The organism is Chryseolinea sp. T2, from assembly GCF_037203685.1.
Classification (GTDB): domain Bacteria; phylum Bacteroidota; class Bacteroidia; order Cytophagales; family Cyclobacteriaceae; genus Chryseolinea.
Genome location: NZ_JBBCAU010000001.1, coordinates 127,371 through 150,558 on the forward strand (window position 1 = coordinate 127,371; position 23,188 = coordinate 150,558).

19 protein-coding genes are annotated in these 23,188 nt (G+C 47.4%); 11 read left to right on the plus strand and 8 right to left on the minus strand.

From position 1 onward, the window contains the following. Positions 1 to 8 precede the first annotated feature (8 nt). The 5 genes from WBG78_RS00545 to WBG78_RS00565 all read left to right on the plus strand — a co-directional run bounded on the left by WBG78_RS00545 (position 9) and on the right by WBG78_RS00565 (position 5,997). Positions 9 to 812 carry a glycogen/starch synthase gene (locus tag WBG78_RS00545; RefSeq protein WP_337324406.1) on the plus strand — a complete coding sequence of 268 codons (804 nt, stop codon included), beginning with the start codon at positions 9 to 11 and terminating at the stop codon, positions 810 to 812. Positions 813 to 954: 142 nt separating this feature from the next. Next, complete coding sequence (locus WBG78_RS00550) at positions 955 to 2,283, plus strand: DUF4270 family protein (protein ID WP_443092758.1); 1,329 nt, start codon at positions 955 to 957, stop codon at positions 2,281 to 2,283. Between the two features lie 27 nt (positions 2,284 to 2,310). Then, positions 2,311 to 4,146, plus strand: coding sequence for a glutamine--fructose-6-phosphate transaminase (isomerizing) (gene glmS, locus WBG78_RS00555; protein WP_337324408.1), 1,836 nt, complete (start codon positions 2,311 to 2,313; stop codon positions 4,144 to 4,146). 122 nt (positions 4,147 to 4,268) lie between these two features. Further along, positions 4,269 to 5,078, plus strand: coding sequence for a hypothetical protein (locus tag WBG78_RS00560; RefSeq protein WP_337324409.1), 810 nt, complete (start codon positions 4,269 to 4,271; stop codon positions 5,076 to 5,078). A 109-nt stretch (positions 5,079 to 5,187) separates the two neighbouring features. Further along, complete coding sequence (locus WBG78_RS00565) at positions 5,188 to 5,997, plus strand: mechanosensitive ion channel family protein (protein ID WP_337324410.1); 810 nt, start codon at positions 5,188 to 5,190, stop codon at positions 5,995 to 5,997. A gap of 128 nt (positions 5,998 to 6,125) precedes the next feature. Here WBG78_RS00565 and WBG78_RS00570 read toward each other — a convergent pair whose 3' ends face one another. Both WBG78_RS00570 and WBG78_RS00575 read right to left on the minus strand, forming a co-directional pair. Beyond that, complete coding sequence (locus WBG78_RS00570) at positions 6,126 to 6,833, minus strand: hypothetical protein (RefSeq protein ID WP_337324411.1); 708 nt, start codon at positions 6,831 to 6,833, stop codon at positions 6,126 to 6,128. A gap of 145 nt (positions 6,834 to 6,978) precedes the next feature. Continuing rightward, entirely contained in the window at positions 6,979 to 8,172 is a 1,194-nt protein-coding gene (locus tag WBG78_RS00575; protein ID WP_337324412.1) for a M20 metallopeptidase family protein, read from the minus strand. A gap of 202 nt (positions 8,173 to 8,374) precedes the next feature. On the opposite strand from WBG78_RS00575, the gene WBG78_RS00580 reads away from it, so the two are divergent. Genes WBG78_RS00580 through WBG78_RS00590 form a run of 3 tightly spaced genes read left to right on the plus strand, consistent with a single transcriptional unit; the run spans position 8,375 to position 12,257 of the window. Next, positions 8,375 to 10,036: a family 16 glycoside hydrolase gene (locus WBG78_RS00580; RefSeq protein WP_337324413.1), complete on the plus strand. Its 1,662-nt coding sequence runs from the start codon at positions 8,375 to 8,377 to the stop codon at positions 10,034 to 10,036. A gap of 48 nt (positions 10,037 to 10,084) precedes the next feature. Then, positions 10,085 to 10,297, plus strand: a complete 213-nt coding sequence (locus WBG78_RS00585) for a hypothetical protein (protein ID WP_337324414.1) — start codon at positions 10,085 to 10,087, stop codon at positions 10,295 to 10,297. 28 nt (positions 10,298 to 10,325) lie between these two features. After that, on the plus strand, positions 10,326 to 12,257 hold the full coding sequence (locus tag WBG78_RS00590; protein WP_337324415.1) for a DUF7133 domain-containing protein: 1,932 nt from the start codon (positions 10,326 to 10,328) through the stop codon (positions 12,255 to 12,257). Positions 12,258 to 12,988: 731 nt separating this feature from the next. Here the strand turns inward: WBG78_RS00590 and WBG78_RS00595 are convergent. Together WBG78_RS00595 and WBG78_RS00600 are read right to left on the minus strand one after the other, a co-directional pair. Then, entirely contained in the window at positions 12,989 to 13,483 is a 495-nt protein-coding gene (locus WBG78_RS00595; RefSeq protein WP_337324416.1) for a hypothetical protein, read from the minus strand. An 11-nt stretch (positions 13,484 to 13,494) separates the two neighbouring features. Continuing rightward, positions 13,495 to 14,052 (minus strand): RNA polymerase sigma factor, encoded by a 558-nt coding sequence (locus WBG78_RS00600; protein WP_337324417.1) that lies wholly within the window; start codon positions 14,050 to 14,052, stop codon positions 13,495 to 13,497. Positions 14,053 to 14,188: 136 nt separating this feature from the next. Between WBG78_RS00600 and WBG78_RS00605 the strand changes: the two genes are divergently transcribed. Next, positions 14,189 to 14,527, plus strand: coding sequence for a DUF6249 domain-containing protein (locus WBG78_RS00605; RefSeq protein WP_337324418.1), 339 nt, complete (start codon positions 14,189 to 14,191; stop codon positions 14,525 to 14,527). A gap of 36 nt (positions 14,528 to 14,563) precedes the next feature. Then, positions 14,564 to 15,331, plus strand: coding sequence for a nuclear transport factor 2 family protein (locus tag WBG78_RS00610; RefSeq protein ID WP_337324419.1), 768 nt, complete (start codon positions 14,564 to 14,566; stop codon positions 15,329 to 15,331). Positions 15,332 to 15,419: 88 nt separating this feature from the next. On the opposite strand, the gene WBG78_RS00615 is transcribed toward WBG78_RS00610, so the two are convergent. Beyond that, positions 15,420 to 16,748 (minus strand): polysaccharide deacetylase family protein, encoded by a 1,329-nt coding sequence (locus tag WBG78_RS00615; RefSeq protein ID WP_337324420.1) that lies wholly within the window; start codon positions 16,746 to 16,748, stop codon positions 15,420 to 15,422. 131 nt (positions 16,749 to 16,879) lie between these two features. Further along, positions 16,880 to 17,839, minus strand: coding sequence for a hypothetical protein (locus WBG78_RS00620; RefSeq protein ID WP_337324421.1), 960 nt, complete (start codon positions 17,837 to 17,839; stop codon positions 16,880 to 16,882). A 123-nt stretch (positions 17,840 to 17,962) separates the two neighbouring features. On the opposite strand from WBG78_RS00620, the gene WBG78_RS00625 reads away from it, so the two are divergent. Then, entirely contained in the window at positions 17,963 to 19,162 is a 1,200-nt protein-coding gene (locus tag WBG78_RS00625; protein WP_337324422.1) for a hypothetical protein, read from the plus strand. A gap of 14 nt (positions 19,163 to 19,176) precedes the next feature. Here the strand turns inward: WBG78_RS00625 and WBG78_RS00630 are convergent, their stop codons facing one another. Further along, positions 19,177 to 19,713, minus strand: coding sequence for an SPOR domain-containing protein (locus WBG78_RS00630; RefSeq protein ID WP_337324423.1), 537 nt, complete (start codon positions 19,711 to 19,713; stop codon positions 19,177 to 19,179). 2 nt (positions 19,714 to 19,715) lie between these two features. After that, entirely contained in the window at positions 19,716 to 23,087 is a 3,372-nt protein-coding gene (gene secA, locus WBG78_RS00635) for a preprotein translocase subunit SecA (RefSeq protein ID WP_337324424.1), read from the minus strand. Between the last annotated feature and the right edge of the window lie 101 nt (positions 23,088 to 23,188).

Genomic DNA, 23,188 nt, shown 5'->3' on the forward strand with positions numbered 1-23,188 from the left:
CAATCAATATGTCAAAACTTCGAGTTCTTTATGTAGCCAGCGAGATCAATCCGTTTCTGCAAACCTCCGAAGTTGCGGACTTTGTGCGCAAACTTCCTCAAGCAATGCAGGAAAGAGGGATGGAGATTCGAATCCTGGTTCCAAGATTTGGAATAATTAATGAACGTAAGAACAGGTTACACGAAGTTGTCAGGCTGTCGGGGATTAATATCGCGGTTGGAGATGAGGAAAAGCCTTTGATCATTAAGGTTGCGTCTATACCTAATGCTAAGCTGCAGGTATATTTCATTGATAACGAAGATTATTTTCATCGTAAGTCTGTTTTCCACGATAAGGAGAACAAGTTTTACGAAGACAACGACGAGCGTGCTATCTTCTTCTGTAAAGGTGTAATCGAAACCGTTCGCAAACTCGGATGGGCTCCCGATGTTGTACATTGCAATGACTGGATCACCAGTTTCATTCCATTGTATTTGAAGACCACTTACAAGAACGACCCGTTGTTCAAGAATGCGAAGACCGTTTTCACTATCTATAACAACTCTTTCTCTCACAAATTCAAAGGCGATATTATGGACAAGGTCAAGATGATTGACATTGAAGATAATATGCTTGGCAATCTCAAGTCTGCTGACTTTGAAGGCTTCATCAAGCTTGGCATGGAATTCTCTGATGCCGTGATCGTCGCTGGGGAAAACAAGAAACTCGAAGGGCTGTTCAAGAAGAACAAAGAAAAGAAGGTCGAAAACTTCGACAATGACGAGAACTCAACAGAATCGTATTACAACCTCTATAATGAACTTATGGGTTAACCGTATTGGGCAACTGACTTTCTTGTCGGTTGCCCTATTTTTTTTTATATCCTGCCACGAAGACGTCGCCATCTTAGGTTATCCGAATCCAAACACAAAATTCCGGGTCTACAGTTACGACATTAACTTAGAAAGCAGTGTTTTGCTAAGGGACTCATTGCGTACGTCCAATTTTTCGTATAACGGGGAGCCGAACAGACTATTGGTTGGAACATACCAGGATGATCGCTTTGGAACCGTTGGCAGTAACGCTGTTACGCAGTATTTTCCTGTTGTCACGACCAAGCTTCCCGCCGCGGCGGTTTACGACTCTGTGTCATTACAACTGCAATTCGACTTATACCACTATGGGTCGACAGCAAAGTCATCGCAGTCAGTGTCTGTATATAAGCTTGAAGAAGTTATCAAGTATGAAAACATTAAGAACTACTTCAACAAGACTGGAGTGACAAGTGGCGAGTTGCTCGGCAAGAAATCCTTCACTGTTGATACTGAGGACTTCGACGAATTTGCCAAGAGTACTACGGACTACGATACGGTAATCACTATTAAGATCCCCCTTAACGAGGGCTTCGGCAGAGAATTGTTTAGCGCTGCTGTTAAGTGGCGCGACTATGCGACACCAGCGGATTCACTGTTTATAAAATACAGCGCTTTCATAGAAGTATTTAAGGGTTTGATCATTAAGCCAGAGGCTTCCGACAAGGCTTTGGGCTTTAATCCATCTGCCGTAGCTTCCCAATTGCAGCTTCATTATCATACGGCCACCGATACAACCTCGCTTAACCTGGGATTAAGCGGTGTAATCAGTTTCAATCAGATCACCGGAGACCGTTCTGCCACTGAACTTGCGCAGATCCAGGAATATCATCAGCCTTATTTTGAGAATTCTGAAACTCGATACATACAGTCTGGTACTGGCATCTTTACTAAAGTTGACTTCAGCAAGTTTTTCGAATACATCGATACCATTCCGAACCTGATGATAAACACTGCGGAATTGGTGGTCGAGAATGTTGAGTCCGGATCGCTGCCTCCACCGCCGTCGTTGGCCTTAAGGGTTCTCAATCCTAACAACAATCGATTCAGGAGATATAGCGCTGACAACAATCAGGATAGTATTGACATGGTGCGCTATTATCCATATCTCACCTATGATGTTGCCCTTAGTAACGCGGCTGCATTCATCGACAACGATAATGTATTTTATATTCATGGCGATAAGGCCACGACACTGGCGTATTCATCAACGAAGAGAAACTACAGTGGTGTATTCACCTTGTTGATTCAAAAGATGACGATACGCAATGATGATCGTACGCGCCTGTTAACTTTTCTTTTGTATCCAGGATCGGATGCTTCGACAAAACCAGCGTTTACGAGTGGAGCGAAGTCATTGAACCGTGCGATATTCCCGCGCAGTGGAATTAAGCTCCGGATCTCATACACCAAACCATTGGATCTCCAGTAAGTACACCTAACCAAACCCTCTCTCGTTATGTGTGGAATTGTAGCCTACGTTGGAAATCGCCAGGCGCATGAAGTTGTTATTAAAGGCCTGAAGCGTCTCGAGTATCGTGGTTATGACAGTGCCGGAATCGCACTGCAAAACGGCGATCTGAATGTTTACAAAAGGAAAGGCAAGGTTTCGGACCTTGAACAATTCCTTGCGGGCAAGCCGTTGCAAAGTACTATTGGAATGGGCCACACTCGTTGGGCAACGCATGGCGAACCGAATGACAGGAACGCTCATCCTCATTATTCCGGCGATGGTGAGCTTGCTATTATCCACAATGGAATTATTGAGAACTACAGTGCTCTGAAACAGGACCTGATCAGCAAGGGGCATACCTTTGCTTCTGATACCGACACAGAGGTCCTCGTTCACTTCATAGAAGATATCAAAAGCAAGAACGAATGTTCTCTTGCAGAAGCAGTGAGGCTTGCGCTCAGCCAGGTGGTTGGTGCGTATGCGATCGTTGTGATGTCGAAAAATGACAAGAATACTCTTGTCGCTGCACGGAAAGGCAGTCCACTGGTTGTGGGCGTTGGAAAGGGTGAATACTTTCTTGCCTCAGATGCCACACCTATTGTTGAATACACTAATGAAGTAGTGTATCTCAATGACCATGAAATTGCTTTGATCAAGGATGGCAAGCTTAGTGTAACAAACACAGCCAACCTTCCTCTCACACCCTATGTTCAAACCATCGACCTGGAGCTTGAGGCTATCGAGAAGGGCGGATTCGAACATTTCATGTTGAAGGAAATCTATGAACAGCCAAAGTCTATCGCCGATTGTATGCGCGGGCGTCTTAATGCACGCAAGGGTCAGTTGGTGTTGGGTGGCCTCAGAGAGTATCTGAATAAGCTCGTGAACGCGGACCGTATCCTTATTGTGGCCTGCGGTACCTCGTGGCATGCCGGGCTCGTTGCTGAATACATCTTTGAAGAATTCTGCAGAATTCCCGTTGAGGTTGAGTATGCGTCCGAGTTCCGCTATCGGAATCCGATCATTAGAGAAGGCGATGTGGTTATTGCCATATCGCAGTCTGGTGAAACCGCCGACACGCTTGCAGCAATCGAGCTTGCAAAGTCAAAGGGAGCCATAATATTTGGAGTTTGTAATGTAGTAGGATCTTCGATCGCCAGAGCTACAGATGCCGGCGCATACACTCACGCAGGCCCTGAAATTGGTGTGGCCAGTACAAAAGCATTCACCGCTCAGCTTACCGTGCTCACGATGATTGCGCTTTCACTGGCTGAACGAAAGGGCACAATTACCGATCAAAAGTATCATGAACTTCTGGCGGAGCTGGAAAACATACCACGGCATGTTGAAAAGGCCCTTAAGTTAAATGATCAGATCAAAGAGATCTCCGCGATCTTTAAGGACTCACCGAACTTCATTTATCTCGGACGAGGATACAATTTCCCGGTTGCCCTGGAGGGCGCATTGAAGCTGAAGGAAATCTCGTACATACATGCTGAAGGATATCCGGCCGCTGAAATGAAGCACGGTCCTATCGCACTCATCGACGAAGAAATGCCGGTCGCCTTTATTGCCACGCGCGATAGCTCATATGAAAAGATTGTTTCGAACATCCAGGAAGTAAAGGCGCGCAAGGGTCGGGTAATTGCTGTGGTTACGGAAGGTGACAAAATTATTCCTGCGATGGCAGAGTTTGTCATTGAGGTACCCGCAGTTCACGAAGCGTTGATGCCAATGGTTTCAGTTATTCCATTACAACTTCTTTCCTATCACATTGCAGTGATGCGGGGTTGTAACGTGGACCAGCCAAGAAACCTGGCTAAGAGCGTGACAGTGGAGTAATAAAGTACGGCTGAAGCCGTGCTGATGCGTAGTGCCTGAACCACCCCCAGCTGCCGGGTTACAATCTTAGACGGAGTGGTATCAAGGATGAACGTTGACTGCTATTTATATCAAGCCTTTATATGCGTTTAGCCTGCTTATCAATTGTTGTCCTGTTGTTGATTTCCGGTTGTGGCGATGGCGATGTATCACCGTCAAATAACTCCAATAACGGTGGTAACAATGGCGGGAATCCGACCGGAAATGTTCCCAATACTCCCCAGATAACTTCATGTCTTCTCTCAGGTGTCACCACCAGCTATTCGACTTACACGTACGTCCGAAATGACGCCGGGCTAGTCACTGCTATAAACTACAAATACGGAAGTTACACAGGAGGCTGCACGATCGAATACAATGCGGATGGTCTGGTGACCCGCATTAATGACGATAACTTCTACCGGCTCTACGCCTATAATAGCGTTGGCAAGATTGAAACGGAAACCACCATTAACGAAAAGCCCACTCAGATCGAAACGAGCAAGGTTGTAATAACGTTTGGTTACAACGACCTGGGTCAAATGGTAACGGCAACCTATGGCAATGGCGCCTATTTCCGTTACGAGTACGATACTGAAGGGAACACCAAAAAGATTTACTTTAGCCAGACCCAATCCGGGCCCGAGATGCTTTCACTCGAATACCTTGAATTTGACGACAAGATCTTTTCCAATAAAACGGCGCCGTTTTCAATTGAGGCCACACTAACCCTTTCGGGCGTGCAAAGCATCCGAACAAAGCTGAATATGGAAACCATGCTGCATAACTGCAAATCGGCAAAGCAATACAGCGGCGACGGCTCGAGTCGGACATTTTCCTTCGACTTTACCTATAATCAATTGGGGAATCCACTCACCGCAGGGGACGCAACCTTCAGTTACAGCTGCAAGTAATCCACTTCATTGACACGTTCGTGTCTTATTGCATCAGCTTCTTAATAACCCGGTCACTTCATTTTGAATCTTTTTCCTTAGCTTGGGTATATCACAAACCCCCTCTGTTATGGAAACTCTGGACAAGTACCGCGAACTCATTATGACCTGGATGATGACCTATGGCGTAAAGATCCTGGGCGCTATCATCGTTTTCATCGTTGGTCTCTACATAGTCAGCTGGATTACGAAGATGATCACTCAGGGAATGCGAAAGCGACACTTTGATATTTCACTGCAGTCGTTCCTGGGAAGCATGATTGGAGTAGGGTTGAAGGTGTTGCTGCTCGTTACGGTAGCCGGCATGCTCGGCATTCAAACAACATCGTTCGTAGCGGTAATAGGAGCCATGGGTCTTGCTGTTGGTTTGGCATTGCAGGGCTCGCTGGCAAACTTTGCCGGGGGTGTTCTCATTCTTGTGTTTAAGCCGTTCAAAGTAGGTGACCTCATTGAATCTCAGGGACAGACTGGGGTTGTTAATGAAATTCAAATCTTCAATACCATTCTGCTAACACCTGAGAACAAGACTGTCATTCTAGCAAACGGTGCTGTTTCAAACGGAACGATCATCAACTATTCGAAACAAGGCACACTGAGGGTTGATATTACCATGGCGGTCGCACCTGACAATGACTTTCAAAAAGTTAAGAAAGTTGCTGAAGATCTAATGTTATCTCATCCATTGGTATTGAAGGATCCCGCACCCTCTGTCAACATTCAGAAGATTGGTGATGGCATGGTGACACTTGCTATCAGACCATTTGCCCTTGCGTCTAACTATTGGGACGTGTACTTCGGGTTGCACGAGCAGCTAAAGACGGTGTTTGAAAAGAATGGCGTGACTGCTCCGGTGCCGGCAAGGGTAATCATTAATAAGTAGTTAGTCCTGAGTCTTTAGTCTTGAGTTTGGGACATGAGTCAATTTAGTGCGTAGTCGGTGTTGAGGCAGTGGACCGATGGCAGAGAGTCGTTGTGGATAGGTATCAGGCAGGGGAATTGAGTGTGAAGTCAATTCTTATGAATTCCGAAGGTATAGCTGAGACCAAGCCTGATTGTATAGACGCTTTCAAAAAAGATGCTGTTGTAGCTCTTGGTTTCCTGCTGAGCTATTGGTATTGCAGGGTTGTCTATCCGACGCTGATTTACACGCAGATCGTATACCTTGAAAGGCATACTGAGTTCAAGGCTAAACGCAGGAAAAAGTTTGTAGCTGACGCGGGGAACAATGGTAATCGCCGCACCATACAGGTCGGATGAAGAGTAATAGGTTTGTGGGTTGTTTGAAAAATACTCTATGCGAACGAGGTAGGGATTTATTCCAGCTCCGGCGCTAAACTGTAGCCCCTTGTTTGCCTTCGTGAGAACCTTACTCAATTCATATCGAAGGGACCAAGAACCTGCCTTACCCTCGATACTTGAGCCTTTAGAAATACTGTAATCCATTGGATATTGCAGGTCGCCAAGTGACTTTGAAAACTCGGGTATGAAGATCTCTAACTCGTGCGTGAACCTCTTTTTTGAAGTCAAGCTCACGGCGACACTGAACCTGTTAAAGTTCGCGTTGTGAACGGTAGTCGTTGTTCGGGTATCCCAATCATTGATTTCAGAATCAAAAAAGTCCGAATTCTGGTAGAGCTTTATACTAAAGCTTTTTTGAGCAATAACTGAGATTGCTGAGGTTAGCATGAAAAACAGGGCGATCAACGATTTCATCATCTATTGATTCTTAATTGTGATAACGCACCGTACAATGATATACGGTATACAGAGCATCATGAAACGTTAATTCTGTTTCCGAAGGAAAGAAGCAGAATTCGACATAGGATTAGCTCTAAGTCAAGTCTCCCCGGGCTTGAAGCTTTTATGATGCAGACAACTCCTGCACTGCCATCCATGCCATCAGGCCGGGTCCAATAGCAAGAGCATCTTCATCAATGTCGAATGTTGGTGTATGCACATACGACGTGATGCCTTTCGACGCATTGCTTGTGCCCAGGCGATAGAAGGATGCCGGCACGACTTGTGAATAATAGGAAAAGTCTTCAGCACCGAGTGATATGTCAATGTCAACGACGTTTTCCTTTCCAACGTATGCTTCCGCGTGACTTTTTATTCTGCGTGTAAGGGTAGGGTTATTTTCGAGATAGGGATAGCCGCGTGAGATGTCTACTTCGCATCGTCCGCCCATTGCCTCGGCGATGCCCTCGGCAAGCTTCTTTATTTTTATCAATGCCGATTCGCGCCATTCTTCGTTCATTGCTCTGAATGTTCCCGCTACATTCACTTCATTGGGGATAATGTTAGTAGCGCCATGCCCGATGATGTTTCCGAATGTAAGTACCGTTGGCTGGCGAGGATTGGCATTGCGACTGATGATCTGCTGCATGGCAACAATGATATGCGAAGTGATGACAATTGGATCGATGCACAGGTCGGGGGCTGCGCCGTGTCCGCCTTTACCAATAACTTTCAGATAGATTTCATCGGCACTTGCCATGTACATGCCCTCACGGAATCCGATCTTTCCAACCGGCAATAAGGGAAACACGTGTTGTCCGAGGATGGATGAAGGCACAGGATTCTGCAGAGCGCCATCGCGAATCATATAAGAAGCGCCGCCAGGGTTCTTTTCTTCACCAGGTTGAAAGATGAGTCGGACAGTGCCATCGAACGAATCGCGAATCTGATTGAGGATTCGTGCGGTACCCAAAAGAGAAGACGTGTGAACGTCGTGTCCGCAGGCATGCATTACGCCAATATTCTTTGACTTATAAGGAACGTCGTTGGCTTCGGTGATGGGGAGCGCATCCATGTCTGCGCGCAAGGCAATAGTTCTTCGTGAAGGATTTCTTCCCTGAATCTCGGCCACCAGCCCGGTAGTTGCCATCGGCATAAGACTAGTTATACCTGATGCCTTCAGAACTTCGGCGACGTAAGCCACCGTGTTAACTTCCTGATATGATAGCTCTGGATTTGCGTGGAGATGACGACGCACATCTATTGTATCGCGGCTATTGGTAGCAGATAAAGTCTTTATACGTTCAAGCAAACTCATTGATTTCGGATTAAAGGTCAAAAATATCCATTTGCCGGCTACTTTAAAAAGATCGCAACGCACCGCATACCATTGTATCGATGATGATGCTATTCAAACGACAAGTTGTGCTTGGTATTGAAGGTTGATCACCGGATATTAGCAGCCTTTGATAAAGCTTACGCAAGGGTTTATCAATTAAACAAAAACACCACCATAAACCATGAAAGGACATCTGCTCCTGCCTCTGGCGCTAGCATGCACGCTTGCATTCGGCCAGCAACCATCATCCGTTACGGTGCCTCTTACTGATCTTTCGGCATTCAAGCCGCAGGCCGGCAACTGGCAAATCGTAGGCGATGTAACAATTGATCCAACGCGCGACATTCACGAGCATGCAAATGCTCCCATGCCTGCAACCACAACGAAAAAGAAGAGTAAGAAGAGCGATGAGGTTGGTCCGACAGTGACTCCCATTGTGACGTCGAAGCCCGGTAGTGGCATTCTGCTGAATCTCAACGATGGCACCAAAAAGGATCATCTGGTGTCGCTATTTCAACACGGCGATATCGAACTTGAATATGAGGTAATGCTACCGAAGGGATCCAATTCCGGTGTCTATCTGCAAGGACGGTACGAAGTGCAGCTATTGGACAGCTGGGGGGTGAAGAATCCTTCGTTCTCTGATATCGGAGGCATTTATCGCAACTGGGAAAAAGAGGAAGGTAAGATTTACATGGGCAAGGCTCCCCTTTCAAACCCGGCCAAGGCTCCGGGCCTCTGGCAGAAGTTCAGGATCTCGTTTCGGGCACCGCGCTTCAATGAAAAGGGAGAGAAGGTTTCGAACGCACGTTTCATTTCTGTCGAGCTGAATGGCGTGAAGATTCACGATAATGTTGAAGTTCCCTTACCGACTGGGGGACCATTGGAAAACAATGAAACTGCTATGGGACCGCTGATGATCCAGGGTGACCATGGACCCGTTGCTCTCCGCAATATCAAATACAGGCTAATGAAAGAAGTGAACTTCTCACTGAGCGATATTACGTATAAAACCTGGTATGGCGACTTCAAGGCGTTCGCCGATTTTACATCGCTTACGCCTGCGACCACAGGAACAATACCTGCCCTTACCTGTGAGGTACTAACCAATGAAGATGCGTATGGCGTTCAATACAGCGGCAAGATCAATGTACCTGAAGATGGCAACTATACTTTCACGCTGGCCTATACGGGTGGTGGAAGACTTGTCATTAACAACGAGCAGGTCACTAACATGCAGCGCCGCGATGGTTATGAACGTGACCGGGGACAGATTACACTTAAGAAGGGCACCTACCCCTTTGAAATCATCAACTACAAGAACGCGTCGTGGATGCCCCCGCGCCTTGGGTTGTCGGTAGAAAGTGAGACTACCTATGAGCATTCGCTGCATGCGTTCAATTCCTTTCCTCCCGACGACAATCCAACGTCACCGATATTTGTTGAAGTAGGGAGTGAACCAAGGTTGCTGCGTTCATTCCTTGATTTCAAAGGAGACCGGAAGCAGCGTCTCACTCATACAATCAGTGTAGGTGATCCAACCGGCGTTAATTACATCTATGATAACAAGAACGGCAACCTCGTCTGCGCATGGCACGGTCCTTTTGTGGATGCGACAAGAATGTGGCACGATCGGGGTGATGGCTCCTCCATCCCAAGGGGCGCGGTGCAGTACTTTTTTGTGAATCAGCCGCTGGCTTTCCTTCCAAGTGATAAAGATGCGTTTCCCGTGATCAACAACGACGCGCTAACGGACAAAGACAATCACGTTGGTAAGGGATATTCTATTGGCGCAGACGGACGCCCGGTTTTCAAATACAACTATCAGGGACTTGAAGTCTAAGACAAAATCTATCCCGACGGGGAAGGTAAAGCGCTCACACATGAAGTGATGATTAAGAATCGTGGCAGCAAAGCCGGGCTGTACTACAAGCTTGGCGAGGGTCATGAAATCACAGCAATGCAAAACGGTTTATATGCCATTGATGATAAGCAATACTTTATTCGTATTGAATCATCAAAAGTTGTAGTGCGCGAAGTGAATGGTCGAAAGGAGCTAATAGTTCCTGTTGATGCACAGGTTAAGTATGAAATTCTCTGGTAAACAAACGACTTACGCAACCGAAAAGAATATGCAATCGCTATATAGATTTTTGACTATCGCAGGACTTGTGCTCACATCGATGAGCAGTTTTGCGCAGCACACACCTACGGAAGACGACTATTACAAGATTATTTCTGTAGGAACCCCGGAAGGTATTCTTCTTGAAGTGGGTGGGGTGGCAACATTGCCTGATGGTCGCATCGCGTTGGCTACACGCCGTGGCGATGTGTGGATCGTTGAGAATGCCAGCATGGACGGAGGCAATGCGATGTTCACTAAGTTCGCCTCCGGCCTTCATGAGGCGCTGGGATTGACGTGGTATAAAGGTTCGCTCTACACTGCTCAGCGCGGCGAGCTCACAAAACTCACCGACACAAATGGTGACGACATTGCAGACCAATATGAAACCGTTTATGCCTGGCCACTTTCAGGTCATTATCATGAGTATTCATTTGGTCCGAAGATCGCCTCTGACGGGAGCTTCTTTGTGACGGCGAACGTTGCGTTCGGTGATGAAGAATGGTGGCGTGGTGAAAGCAGGGTTCCTTATCGCGGCTGGACGATGAAAATCCATCCCGATGGAACACTTGAGCCCTGGGCAACCGGGATGCGTTCTCCCTGCGGTTTAGGTATGATTGATGGCGAACTGTTTTATACTGACAACCAGGGTGACTGGCAGGGATCGGGAGGTATATTCCATGTAACAAAAGGATCCTTCACCGGCCACCCTGCTGGCCTCCGTTGGACAAATCTGCCGAACTCGCCCGTTAAACTTACAACGGAACAGCTGTATGCTAAGGTCGATCCGCGTCAGGTAAGACGCGAAGGTGCTGCCGTTAAGCCCGAAAACATTCAGGACGAAAAGAATCCTGCCTTCTTTTATCAGATGAAGGAGTCATTTCCGGAAACGCGCCTTCCAGCTGTGTGGCTGCCTCACGGCGTGCTTGGCATTTCGAACTCTGAAATCATAACTGACGACACGAATGGCAGCTTCGGGCCCTTTGCAGGACAGGTTTTTGTCGGCGATCAGGGACAAAGCAAGATCATGCGTGTTGTTCTTGAAAAGGTGAAGGGTGAATTTCAAGGGGTTGCTTTCGACTTCCGCTCCGGTTTTCAATCGGGCGTTCTGCGCATGAACTGGGGTCACGATGGCTCCATGTATGCGGGCCTCACTAACCGTGGCTGGGGTTCAGCAGGAACGATGACCGCTGGTCTGCAGAGATTGCTTTGGACGGGTGAAACTCCAATGGAAATGAAGACAGTAAAAGCCATGCCCGATGGCTTTGAAATAGAGTTTACGCTGCCAGTCGACAAGAACACCGCTATGCTTGTTGACTCATATGCCGGAAGAAGCTACATCTATAAGTATCATCCCGTATACGGAAGTCCGACAACTAATATCCAGCCCCTCAATATCAAGGGCGTAAAAGTCTCTGACGATCGAATGAAGGTGCGGGTCGTTGTTGACAATCTTCGTCAGTACCATCTTCATGAAATCAACGTGTCGGGTATACGCTCAACGTCGGGACTGCCTGTGCTGCATGCAAATGCTTACTACACGTTGAACAACATTCCTGATGGTGACAAACTGCTTTCCACTGAGCTCAGCACCAAACGCAAGACGCCGGTCAAAGTTGCAACTGCTGCTGTGCCTGCAAAAGCAGCGGCTTCAAAAACCATTGCTTCGAAAGTGCCAACTTATGCTGAGATCGAACCTTTGCTGGTGAAGAACACATGTACTGCATGCCATCAAACCAGTAAGAGACAAGTAGGCCCGGCGTTCAACGATATCGCTAAGCGCAAATATTCAAACGACCGTATTGTACAGCTGATCTACAATCCGGAGCCTAAGAACTGGCCGGAACATGAGACGCCAATGGCACCCATGCCACAGGTGCCGAAGGATGAAGCACTGAAGATCGCTGGGTGGATCAACTCTTTGAGGGCTGCAGCGCCGTAGCGTGAGGGCCAGTGTTTAACAGTTGACGGTTGCGAGTGGGGTTCGCGACTGTATTTTACCCAGGTGTGCGGCAGGGCCTTTGTGCTCGCTCAGCAAATTTACTGGTGAAAACAACGTTGTTGTATCTGAGGTAAAATAAGGCCGCTCACCCACTCGCCCCCTTCAACTGTTAAACACTGGCAAGATCGCCATCTAAGGCTGCAGATCTCACGTGCTTCATCCATTCGGGTAAACCCGGTAGCCGCTTCATTGCATTCGCGGATGACCGGCATAAATGCCGCTCACCTACTCGCCCTTTCCAACGGTAAAGCTTACACAAAGCCTACAGAAAGCCTACAGAATGCTTAGACCACGCCAAGAGAAAGCCTACAGAAACCCAACAGAAAGCCTGGAGCAAACCTACGCGAAGCCTACGACGACAAGATGTCTACCAGCCGACCAGTCGAAAGTCAGCGGCCGCCTAGCGGCTACGGGGCAGAACCAAAGCCGCTACAAAGCCTGGTCAGAAAGCAACCAACTCATTGTAGTTGCTGCTTTCAACAAAGATCTACAACTAACTGTAGCCAACTGCAACTAACAGAAAAGCGACTCGTCAAATAATTGCAAGTTTGTGCCACCCATTCGCCACTGCTCTGAAGCGCTTCATTCAGAGTGCTGGATGTTTGTGAAGAGGAAACGTTATGGCAAAACTATAAACACCCTTAAAGTCGCTCCTTCGACAACATGAAATATTACGCGTTTCTCGAATGGGACAACCGGCGGAGTATATGCTCTAAACCTAGCAGCAAGGCTGCAGAGGCAATAATCACTTCGGTGTAAAGCAAGGGCTCGTGAAAAGAGGTGGTTATTTTCGTCACCTGAGCGGCAAGCTTTGTAAAGTAGATAGGCCCATCGGCAGGAACACCGGAGGATGAATTCATCGACATTGCTACGCAGACAATCATAAAGACAGCAATAGCTATCCAGACGCGTGAGGTGATGACAGGTTTTGATGGTTGTGGCTGACTGAGCCTCTTTATTTCCTTTTGCACTTTATAGGTGAAGTCGACAGAAGGCTCTGGGAGCCTGACATCCTGAAGCACCGTTTTGAGATGAAGATCGATTGGTGTCTCAGCGGGCAATGGGTTGATTTCACGCATAACCTCGGCGGTAAACTCGGCAGGGGGAGCGGGTAGTTCCACCTGTCGAAGTAGAGTACGCAGACTATCTTTTCTTTTGTTAGTCATGGTGAGCTTTGTTAATGGTCCAGTAAGAAGCGCAACTCACGTTCCAGTTTCTTGCGCGCTCTGAACAGCTTTATCTTAATGTTAGCAGTTGTCAGGCCGGTGATCTGCTGAATCTCACGAATTGAATTTTCGTTGATGTAATACAACATCACGAGAAGGCCTTCACCTTCCGGCAGTCTATCAATTGCCATTCGCATCGATCGTTGAATGTCGTCGGACTGCAACTGCGCGAGTTGAGGTACTGCATGATCGCCGGCAAAATTCTCCACCATGTGATCGGTGAGTGGTGCAGCCTTCATGCGCATCTCCTTTTTTCTGGCGATTGCTGTTCTATAAACTATGGTGTACAGCCACGTCGAGAACCGAGACTTGCCCTCAAACTGATGAAGTTGCTGGTAGGCCTTGATAAAGCCCTCCTGAGCTGCATCCTGGGCTTCCGCCTTGTCGCCAAGAACCTTCAATGCAATGGAATAGGCCAATACCTTATACGCATCCACGAGCACGGCATACGCGGCGTGGTCACCATTTCGAATTTTACGAATGTATTCCTGCTCGTCCAGGTCGCGCATAAACTCACGTAAGAGCAAACTTGCCGGCCGCCGGTTACGCCCGGGGTCAGATATTTTAAAAAAAAAGAAATCTCAGAAAATGTGTATCCGAAAGTAAGCGCTTTCGCTCTTATGGCCGAACAGCAACGCAAAACTTATGCATGACGTAACCCGGGACTTTCTCGTATCCATAGCAGCCTTTGCTACGGCATTTGGAATCATTTATATCATTGTCATCACCCGCTATCGCGAACGTATGTCTATGTTGGAAAAAGGAATCGATCCCTCTGCATTTGGAAAGTCAAAGGCAATGGACACCAAAACACTTAAAGCCGGAATGGTCAGTATCGGCATTGCTATGGGCCTGCTCATGGGTAATCTGCTTTACAATCACGACATCCTTGACAGAGTGGTGTCGTACTTCTCAATGGTCTTCCTGTTCGGCGGCATTAGTCTCATCGCGAATTTTCTTATCGAACAGAAACTGAAGCGCTAACTACATCCCTTCACTATCTAACTAAAGGACTCTGCTATGAAATTAAATATCCTCAAAGGAGGACTTGCCCTCCTATGCTTTGTTTTATCCAATCTGGTCTTTGGTCAAAAGATGACAGACGAAGAACGTGCGGTGCGTGCGCTCGACAGTGCGTTCTGGAATACTTACAACATCTGCGAGGTTGATGCCATGAACAAATACTTCACCGACGACATCGAGTTCTATCATGACAAAGGAGGCAAGATGAAAGGAATAGATGAACTGGTGACTACAACTAAGAGGAACTTATGCAGCGACGACAATTTCCGTCTGCGAAGAGAAGCAGTAGAGGGCACTGTTAAATACTTTCCAATGCAGAGTGATGGGAAAATATATGGCGCAATTCTATCAGGGCAGCATGTATTTTACATACTTCAAAAGGGCAAGTCGCCACGGCTTGATGGGCTTGCGCGATTCACTCATCTATGGCTTCTAACAGAATCCGGATGGAAGATGTCGAGAGTAATAAGCTATGACCATGGTCCTGCACCTTATGTTAACAAGCGGGTGGAGGTCAAACTGTCGAAGAAGGAACTAGCCGAACACGTCGGAAGTTACATGGCACCAAATGCAGGCAGGTGTACAGTTACTCAATCAAACGGCTTACTGGCATTAGAGATTGGAGACAAGACATATGAGCTTCATCCTGAGAGCAGGAATTTGTTCTTTCAAACCAATCGCGACCTTACATTCGAGTTTGTCGACAATAAGATGATCGTTCGCGAAAACGGCGACGTTGTTGAGGAGGCTTCGCGATCGAAGTGATATATCCCTCAGACAAATCCATTCTGTGGGATCTGGCTGATGAGTTGAAAGCATCGGGCACGATAGCAAGTGCGTAAGATTGACTCGGTTAGTCAGCCGTTGTGATTTCGATAGTTTCACCATTCGGGCGCGCCTGATACATCACGAAGGTACCAACGCTATCAGCCAATGTTGGCGTGGTGACCGTCTCGGCACCCTGTTTCACCTGAGCTTTCTTCCAGTCTGAATTCACATAGGTTTTCAACGTGAGCGGAACATTGTATTGATTCTTGTCCAGTGTATGAGTCAGGTTGATCGAAATCTTGTCCTTTAGTTTCTCAACCTTTGCTGACCCGCTCATTCTCTCGCGCATGTACTTCGTTACCTCTCCGAAAGTTGCAACCCAAAGTTTATCCTCCTTTTGTTTGATGTAGGAGAAGTATGCTTTGTGCTCCTGATGAGGTTTTGCCTCCCAACCCACGCCGTCAATGCCATGAAATGTTAAGACAAGCCAAACATTGTCATAGCGAAGTAAGGTGTCCACATAAGACTTCATCTCCTCTACAGTATGTCTTTTCAAAGGACCACGCTGCCATTGAATGTACTCCTTCTGCTTTTTATACTCGCCAGGTGTATGAGAAGTGAAACGGTTGAGTTCAACGAGGAACGGTTCGGGCATTCTGTTACGAAGTGCAGGATGAACTTTGAGCGCATAGTCCATGACGCGTTCGTTCTCGGTTCCGAAAGGGCATTCGGCTGAAAAGGTAGACTCGGGTCCAAGCTGATTCAGAAGCTCCTCTTTGCATTTTTCCAGTTCATACAGCATGTTGTTTTCGTCGAGAACGGCGAGTCGGGGATGAGAAATAGTATGACTACCAAATTCGTGTCCGTTTGCAGCGAAGGCTTTTATCTCTGGCCAGGTAATGAAGGGAGGTTGCAGTAGCACGGGCCTGATCTCGGTTGATGCGTTCTTTTTCTTACGTGCCAGTGCATATGCATCATCCACAACTTTAAAGGACTCTTCGGGTTTGTTTTGTTCGTACAATGCACCAGCCTGGTTGTGTGTCCCGATAGCGTTTTCAATGTTGAGAAAACGAAGCGCAGATGCGCGCTCGAAAAGATTCTGAGCGTTTGTAATTGATGTCGCGGTTTCTTTAATGATTTCCTCCAGGGGCCGACCTGTGAATTTAGGCGCGAACTGCGATCCCGGAATGTCGGCGGTGTTAATGAAGAACGTTCCTTTAAGTCCAAGCGTATCCATTATGGGCAAGGCCTGACGGAACTGGTTGATAGAAGCATCGTCGTATGTTATGGATATTGCTGCCGGCTTGTTGTCCTTCCATCTGGTGATTTCCGTTTGTCCGAAATGTTCGTCTTGCTTTGAACATGAAATTAGAACTGTAAGTGCACAAAGCGGAATGATTACCGGGAGTCTCATGGGTACGAATAATGTTTCGGAAAAATATGTAAAGCGCCCTTAAGGCGATTACATTTTTATATGAATGCCCGAATTCTGAGGACTGAGTGCCGATCGTTACTCTTTGACTAGCAATTGAACATCGTTGAAGCTTACCTCTCCTGTTGTTCTGGCATCATAACAGCGATGATAACCAGGTGAGTGGTCTTCATGGATAAGCACGGGATTACCAACTCTTCAACATGATCATTTAACACTCCTGTTACCGGGCTGTCTTCTGTGGTGAAGAATTGTGTTTGCTTTGTGATAGCGCCGGAGTTCCTGATCTCATTCTCATAAGCTCTTACGGCAATAGCGGCGCCTTTTCCGGTTAGGCCACCTGGGGAGTTTATTTTCATGCGCAATGTCACTTCTGCACAATTCGGAATAGGGGGCGCTTCGAAGGTTCGCTGCCAATAACCGCTTTCGCTTGTATTCTTATCTGTACTGCTGATCAAAAGAGATTGTGTCCGAAGGCCTGTGTAGCGATTATTCGATGAGTAAAAGAACCACGACTGATCGGTGTCAAAGTATTCATAAAACCGGGGATCCTGTTTAAAGTCCTGACCGTAATAGATGCATTTGTCCCTGGCCGCCAGCTGATCGAAGAGTTCATCTATATAATACTTCCTCGTTTCCTCATCGCCGGAGTTATAGTGAGGGAGCACCGCCTTCCAGTTCATGAACGATATTTCTGCACCATCACAATCCACAAGATCGGTGTGAGTACGATTCAAAATGGCATGGCCCAACTCATGAAAGACCAGAACATCCCTGTCGTCTTCTGAATTGGTCGCCCAACCACACGACTGTGATATTTCCATGCGTCGCTTGCCTGTACCCTTGTAGTCATACCAACCGATGCCACAATAGTCACGCGAATCAATATCAATTGAATTCACGTAGGCGGCCTCCACAATATTGTGGTCAATGTTCCATCCTCTGGCACGGGCTTCGTCGGTAAAGCGCTGCACGTACATATGCAGATCGGGGTAGTCAACGTGGTCGTTGTCGTCGCAGGTGATCAGTAGCAGAGAGCAGAAGATAATGGAAACGAGGTTTTTTGCCTTCATTTTCTTGCAACGGTTAATGGGCAGACGCCGGTAAAGACCTTATCAAGATAAGGAAACTAATACAGTTTGAACTCAATCAGAAAAAGTGTAATTTAAATTATACCACCAAACCCGTTGATTGCTATGAAAATCCCCGCTCTCCTATTCTGCGCGTTCATAGTGCTTGCAATCTTTTCCTGTCAGGAGCAGGAGGATCTTGAATTCATTGGTGATGAGCAGACACTTATCACAATAAAGGCTGATCACATTTATGCAACGTGCGGATATCCGACGCAAGTCGTAGTCGCAGATTCAAGAGGGAGAATATTAGCCGTTGCGGATTTGAACTCTGGCAGTGATACCCAAATTACGGGGCCCATTGCCGACTGCGACGAAACGGTAAATCTTTTCTTTCTTGGAATTGGCAGCAAAGGCTACCAGGCCGTTGGCTTCCTGGGGATCAGGAAGGGAAGCGAATTTTCGGGCATAGCCCCGCAGGGTAATGTGTTTGCGTTTAATGAAACGAACCTTTCTTTGCCCAGCTTTACCGGCTTTGATAATTTAACTGTGAGTTCTGATATAAGTAGCTACTCGTTCGCCAAGTCGGTCACTACCGACAACAAGGTCATGCAGTATAGAAACAACAAGATCTTTGCGCAGATTACATCAGGAGGTAATGGCTATTTTGGCTTCATCAATGTTGATGAGTCAGGATCCGTACGCCTGGACAAGGACAAAATCAACGCACCCTCATTGAGGAAACAAATTTCGCTCGAGGGCTTTCCAAATGAAGGAAGTATCAATGTTTCGGGGTCCTTAAGTGCTGATGGCAGTATGATGGACAGATTTGCAATCATGCAAGACATTGCACCATTCGAATCCGACATGTATTACCCTTCGACAGTTTTTCCGAGATACCTGACTGAATTCAGCCACAGCAAGAATGATCAAATCTTCTACTACAGGAAAACGAGCACCGAACCTGATTTTGCTTTTGAACCAATAGGATTTTCGGGAAAGGTTGTTGATGATGATCCTTCAAACTTTAGTATTCAGACTGCCGGAAAATTCGATTACTATCGCGTTGCGTTTGAGGGCAACATGGCATCACTTACCATTTATGCCCGCGCCTGTGATGGCACACTTACGCTACCCGACTTTTCAAAGGTGAAAGGTGCAGGAGCGTTTCCATACAGTTCACTCAGGACCTATAATATCATGATGTATGATCATGCCGGTTTGGAGGAGGACCAGAAATACTTCAAACGCTATTCAACCGGAGTTGTGAATCCGGAGCAGGATTACAACGTGAGGATCGTTTCCTTCGGAGCCGAAATAGACTGATAGAAAGTTGCTTCCTAGTTGATCGCTACCTTGTCGGGTATAACGATCGCTGTAGGAAACAACTTTTTAACATCGAGATAATCCTTTTGTGCTTCGACGCGTGAATAGTACTTGCCAACCTTTACGCGGAAGTTCGGTTGAGAATACAATACTTCAGACTGAAGATCCGGCAGTGAGGAAGATAGCTCCTGCTTTGCCTTCATGGCATCTTCCTTCCTTGATCCTGAATAAACCTGAATCGTAAAGCCATCAACGAATGCGCGCTGAACGTTGATGCGGTCGATACTGTCCAGGACACCATCAAGCTTCTTGTTCACTGCATATTTCGGCTCAACGTATGTCGTTGGCTTTTTCGTATCTGCCGGTGTGGTGGTGGTACCGTTGGCTGTGCCCGTATTTGTTGATGACGTGGCCTTTGGACGCAGTACAGTAAGGTCCTCATTGTATTTCTGAGGCGTACTTGATACCGTCGACGTTTTGGTTGTTGACGCACAGGCTGCAAGCAATGCAGCGCTGCTGAATACTACCAGTGCACGAAAAAGCTTTTTCATTTTCAGTCGATTATGACGCAGCGATTGTTGAGGATGTCATCTTCCACCTTCTTGTACTTCACATCGCGAAGTACTTTTCCGTCGGTGTATTGAACATTTACTTTATCGTTGCGATTAGCAATTTTCTCGGATTTCGCGGGCATGACCTTCTCCTGAGGAGGACGGCTTGGCTGCTGCTGCGGCGCGCGCTCACCGCCCTCAGGCTGGCCTCCCGGGTTCAGTAATGACTTGCTTTCTTCCTTTTGCTCGCTCAGTCTGACACGTGCGCGCTGAGCACGTGCCTCCTGTACCTGATCAGAATTTTGAACGGGTATATCCGCCTTCATCAGGAAGGAGATGGTCTCTTCATTCACTTTTGCGATAAAGCGCTGGAACAGTTCAAAGCCTTCAAACTTATAGATCAACAGTGGATCCTTCTGTTCATACACGGCATTCTGAACGCTTTGCTTTAAGTCGTCCATTTCGCGAAGGTGCTCTTTCCACATCTGGTCGATGATCGCAAGTGCAATCATCTTCTCCATCGACTTTACAAGCTCTGCGTTCTTTGACTCGTATGCCTTTTGCAGATTTGCTGCCACTCCGATTTGTTTCTTGCCATCACTGAAGGGAACCATGATATTCTCGATCGTGGCGCCGCGTGCGCGGAAGATGTCTGTAACAACAGGAAGTGATTTCTCTGCGATGAGCTGGTTCTTCTTGTGATAGTGCTCAAGTGCTTTATGATACAGATCGTCGGTAAGCTTATTCTGGTCCGTGCGGTCGAACTCGTCTTTCGTGATCTCATAGTCAAGACCGAGGATACCGAGTGCATTGAGCCGGAGGCTTTCGTAATCGGCGGCATTCTTTGCATTGATCACCATGTCTTCACAAGTGTTGAATAACATTGTGAGAATGTCGAGCTCGAGGCGTTCACCGAACAACGCATTCTTACGACGCTTGTAAATCACTTCGCGCTGCGAGTTCATTACGTTGTCGTATTCGAGAAGTCGCTTGCGTATGCCGAAGTTGTTTTCCTCCACTTTCTTCTGAGCGCGCTCGATGGAGTTAGTTACCATCGAATGCTGAATTACTTCGCCTTCCTTGAGACCGAGTTTGTCCATGATACGGGCAATGCGTTCGGGCATGAAAAGGCGCATGAGGTTATCTTCAAGGGATACGTAGAATTGCGACGTACCCGGATCACCCTGACGACCTGAACGACCGCGCAACTGTCGGTCTACGCGACGTGACTCGTGGCGTTCTGTACCGATGATGGCAAGACCACCTGCAGCACGTGATTCCGGCGTAAGCTTGATATCGGTACCGCGACCGGCCATGTTGGTGGCTATCGTTACAGTGCCTGGCTTACCCGCTTCAGCCACAATTTCAGCTTCGCGCTGGTGCTGCTTCGCGTTCAATACCTGGTGCTTGATCTTCCGCATGGACAACATGCGGCTTACGAGTTCTGATATTTCAACAGACGTTGTACCCACCAGAACAGGGCGTCCTGCTTCTGTAAGTTTTACGATGTCATCAATGGCTGCGTTGAATTTCTCACGCATCGTTTTGTATACGAGATCATCGTAGTCTTTGCGTACGGCCGGACGGTTAGTCGGAATTGTAACCACATCCAGTTTATAGATGTCCCACAATTCACCAGCTTCCGTTTCAGCAGTACCTGTCATACCGGCAAGCTTGTGATACATGCGGAAGTAATTCTGAAGGGTGATCGTTGCATACGTCTGAGTTGCATCTTCAACCTTCACGTTTTCCTTCGCTTCGATCGCCTGGTGCAGGCCATCAGAATAGCGCCGGCCTTCCATCACGCGACCAGTTTGCTCGTCGACAATCTTTACTTTGCCATCTACGATGATGTATTCAACGTCTTTTTCAAAGAGTGTATACGCCTTCAGCAACTGGCTTACGGAGTGAATGCGTTGTGACTTCACCTGATAGTCACGGATGATATCTTCTTTCTTATGGAACCGGGTGGTTTCGTCGAGCGCTGTATCTTTCTCCAGCTTGTTCAGCTCAGTACCGATTTCGGGAAGGATGAAGAATCTTGGATCTTCGCCCTGACCTGTGATGAGGTCAATACCCTTTTCGGTGAGATCAACGCTGTTGTCTTTTTCGTCGATTATGAAGTACAGGGGCTTGTCGGCCTCCGGCATGTTGCGCTTGTTGTCTGCCAGATAATAGTTCTCTGTCTTCTGAAGGATCGCCTTGTTACCTGTTTCGCTGAGGTATTTGATCAGAGGTTTGTGTTTCGGCATTGCGCGGTGTGCGCGGAACAAAGCCAATCCTCCTTCTTTTTCGTTGCCCTCGGTGATAAGCTTACGGGCGCTGTTCAGGTATTCGTTTACCAGCTTCTTCTGGGCTTCAACCAGTTTGAAGATACGTGGCTTCAGGTCGTAAAATTCGTGTTCGTCTCCGCGGGGAACAGGTCCCGATATGATGAGTGGAGTACGTGCCTCGTCAATGAGTACAGAGTCAACTTCATCGACCATTGCATAATGATGTGCACGCTGAACGAGTTCCTGTGGCTCGCGCGCCATGTTGTCGCGGAGGTAGTCGAAACCAAACTCGTTGTTTGTACCATAGGTGATGTCGGCCTGATAGGCCTTGCGTCGCTGAGGTGAGTTTGGTTCGTGTTTATCTATACAGTCGATGGTAAGTCCGTGGAATTGGAAAATCGGAGCCATCCATTCGCTGTCGCGGGTAGCAAGGTAAGAGTTGACGGTAACGATGTGTACGCCGCGCTTAGCCAGGGCGTTAAGGAATGCAGGGAAGGTTGCCACCAATGTCTTTCCTTCACCGGTAGCCATCTCGGAAATTTTACCCTCGTGGAGTACAATACCACCGATGATCTGCACCTCATAGTGCACCATGTCCCAGGTGATCATGTTGCCTGCAGCCATCCAACGGTTGGCCCAACGGGCCTTGTCACCATCAAGGGTAACATTTGGCGCAGTTGCAGCGAGCACACGATCAAAGTCCTGTGCAGTAACTTCCAGTGACTCATTGTCTTTGAAGCGGGAAGCCGTTTCACGAACAATGGCAAATGCTTTGGGAAGCACTTTTATCAATACCTTTTCCAGCTCCTTGTTTCGTGCCAGCTCAAGTTTATCGATCTCCGTAAAAATGGCCTCTTTGTCGTTGATCTCCAGCTCCGGATTGTCGGCGATCTGCTTGTGTAATGCGGCGATCTTATCGTCGGTGGACTTCAACTCCTGGTTGATAAACTCGATAATCTTGAAGGTTTCGCCACGAAGCGCGTCGTTCGATAGCGATTTTAACTTTTCACCTTCTGATTTTGTTTCCTCTACAAGCGGCATGATCCGCTTTATATCCTTCTCCGATTTGGTGCCGAATATCTTGGCGATGAATTTTAGCATAGTCTGTCCATTAATAGCCATACCGCCAAAAAGACACAGCTCCTGGCGATAATCGTTGATCCTAAGCCTCGGTCGTGACAGGTAAAAAAGGTACCTGACGC

Bases quoted from the DNA above. Each gene is read 5' to 3' on its own strand.
- WBG78_RS00545 (WP_337324406.1), top strand. From the start codon at position 9: ATGTCAAAACTTCGAGTTCTTTATGTAGCCAGCGAGATCAATCCGTTT.
- glmS (WP_337324408.1), top strand. From the start codon at position 2,311: ATGTGTGGAATTGTAGCCTACGTTGGAAATCGCCAGGCGCATGAAGTT.
- WBG78_RS00560 (WP_337324409.1), top strand. From the start codon at position 4,269: ATGCGTTTAGCCTGCTTATCAATTGTTGTCCTGTTGTTGATTTCCGGT.
- WBG78_RS00565 (WP_337324410.1), top strand. From the start codon at position 5,188: ATGGAAACTCTGGACAAGTACCGCGAACTCATTATGACCTGGATGATG.
- WBG78_RS00570 (WP_337324411.1), bottom strand. From the start codon at position 6,833: ATGATGAAATCGTTGATCGCCCTGTTTTTCATGCTAACCTCAGCAATC.
- WBG78_RS00575 (WP_337324412.1), bottom strand. From the start codon at position 8,172: ATGAGTTTGCTTGAACGTATAAAGACTTTATCTGCTACCAATAGCCGC.
- WBG78_RS00580 (WP_337324413.1), top strand. From the start codon at position 8,375: ATGAAAGGACATCTGCTCCTGCCTCTGGCGCTAGCATGCACGCTTGCA.
- WBG78_RS00585 (WP_337324414.1), top strand. From the start codon at position 10,085: ATGATTAAGAATCGTGGCAGCAAAGCCGGGCTGTACTACAAGCTTGGC.
- WBG78_RS00590 (WP_337324415.1), top strand. From the start codon at position 10,326: ATGCAATCGCTATATAGATTTTTGACTATCGCAGGACTTGTGCTCACA.
- WBG78_RS00595 (WP_337324416.1), bottom strand. From the start codon at position 13,483: ATGACTAACAAAAGAAAAGATAGTCTGCGTACTCTACTTCGACAGGTG.
- WBG78_RS00600 (WP_337324417.1), bottom strand. From the start codon at position 14,052: ATGCGCGACCTGGACGAGCAGGAATACATTCGTAAAATTCGAAATGGT.
- WBG78_RS00605 (WP_337324418.1), top strand. From the start codon at position 14,189: ATGCATGACGTAACCCGGGACTTTCTCGTATCCATAGCAGCCTTTGCT.
- WBG78_RS00610 (WP_337324419.1), top strand. From the start codon at position 14,564: ATGAAATTAAATATCCTCAAAGGAGGACTTGCCCTCCTATGCTTTGTT.
- WBG78_RS00615 (WP_337324420.1), bottom strand. From the start codon at position 16,748: ATGAGACTCCCGGTAATCATTCCGCTTTGTGCACTTACAGTTCTAATT.
- WBG78_RS00620 (WP_337324421.1), bottom strand. From the start codon at position 17,839: ATGAAGGCAAAAAACCTCGTTTCCATTATCTTCTGCTCTCTGCTACTG.
- WBG78_RS00625 (WP_337324422.1), top strand. From the start codon at position 17,963: ATGAAAATCCCCGCTCTCCTATTCTGCGCGTTCATAGTGCTTGCAATC.
- WBG78_RS00630 (WP_337324423.1), bottom strand. From the start codon at position 19,713: ATGAAAAAGCTTTTTCGTGCACTGGTAGTATTCAGCAGCGCTGCATTG.
- secA (WP_337324424.1), bottom strand. From the start codon at position 23,087: ATGCTAAAATTCATCGCCAAGATATTCGGCACCAAATCGGAGAAGGAT.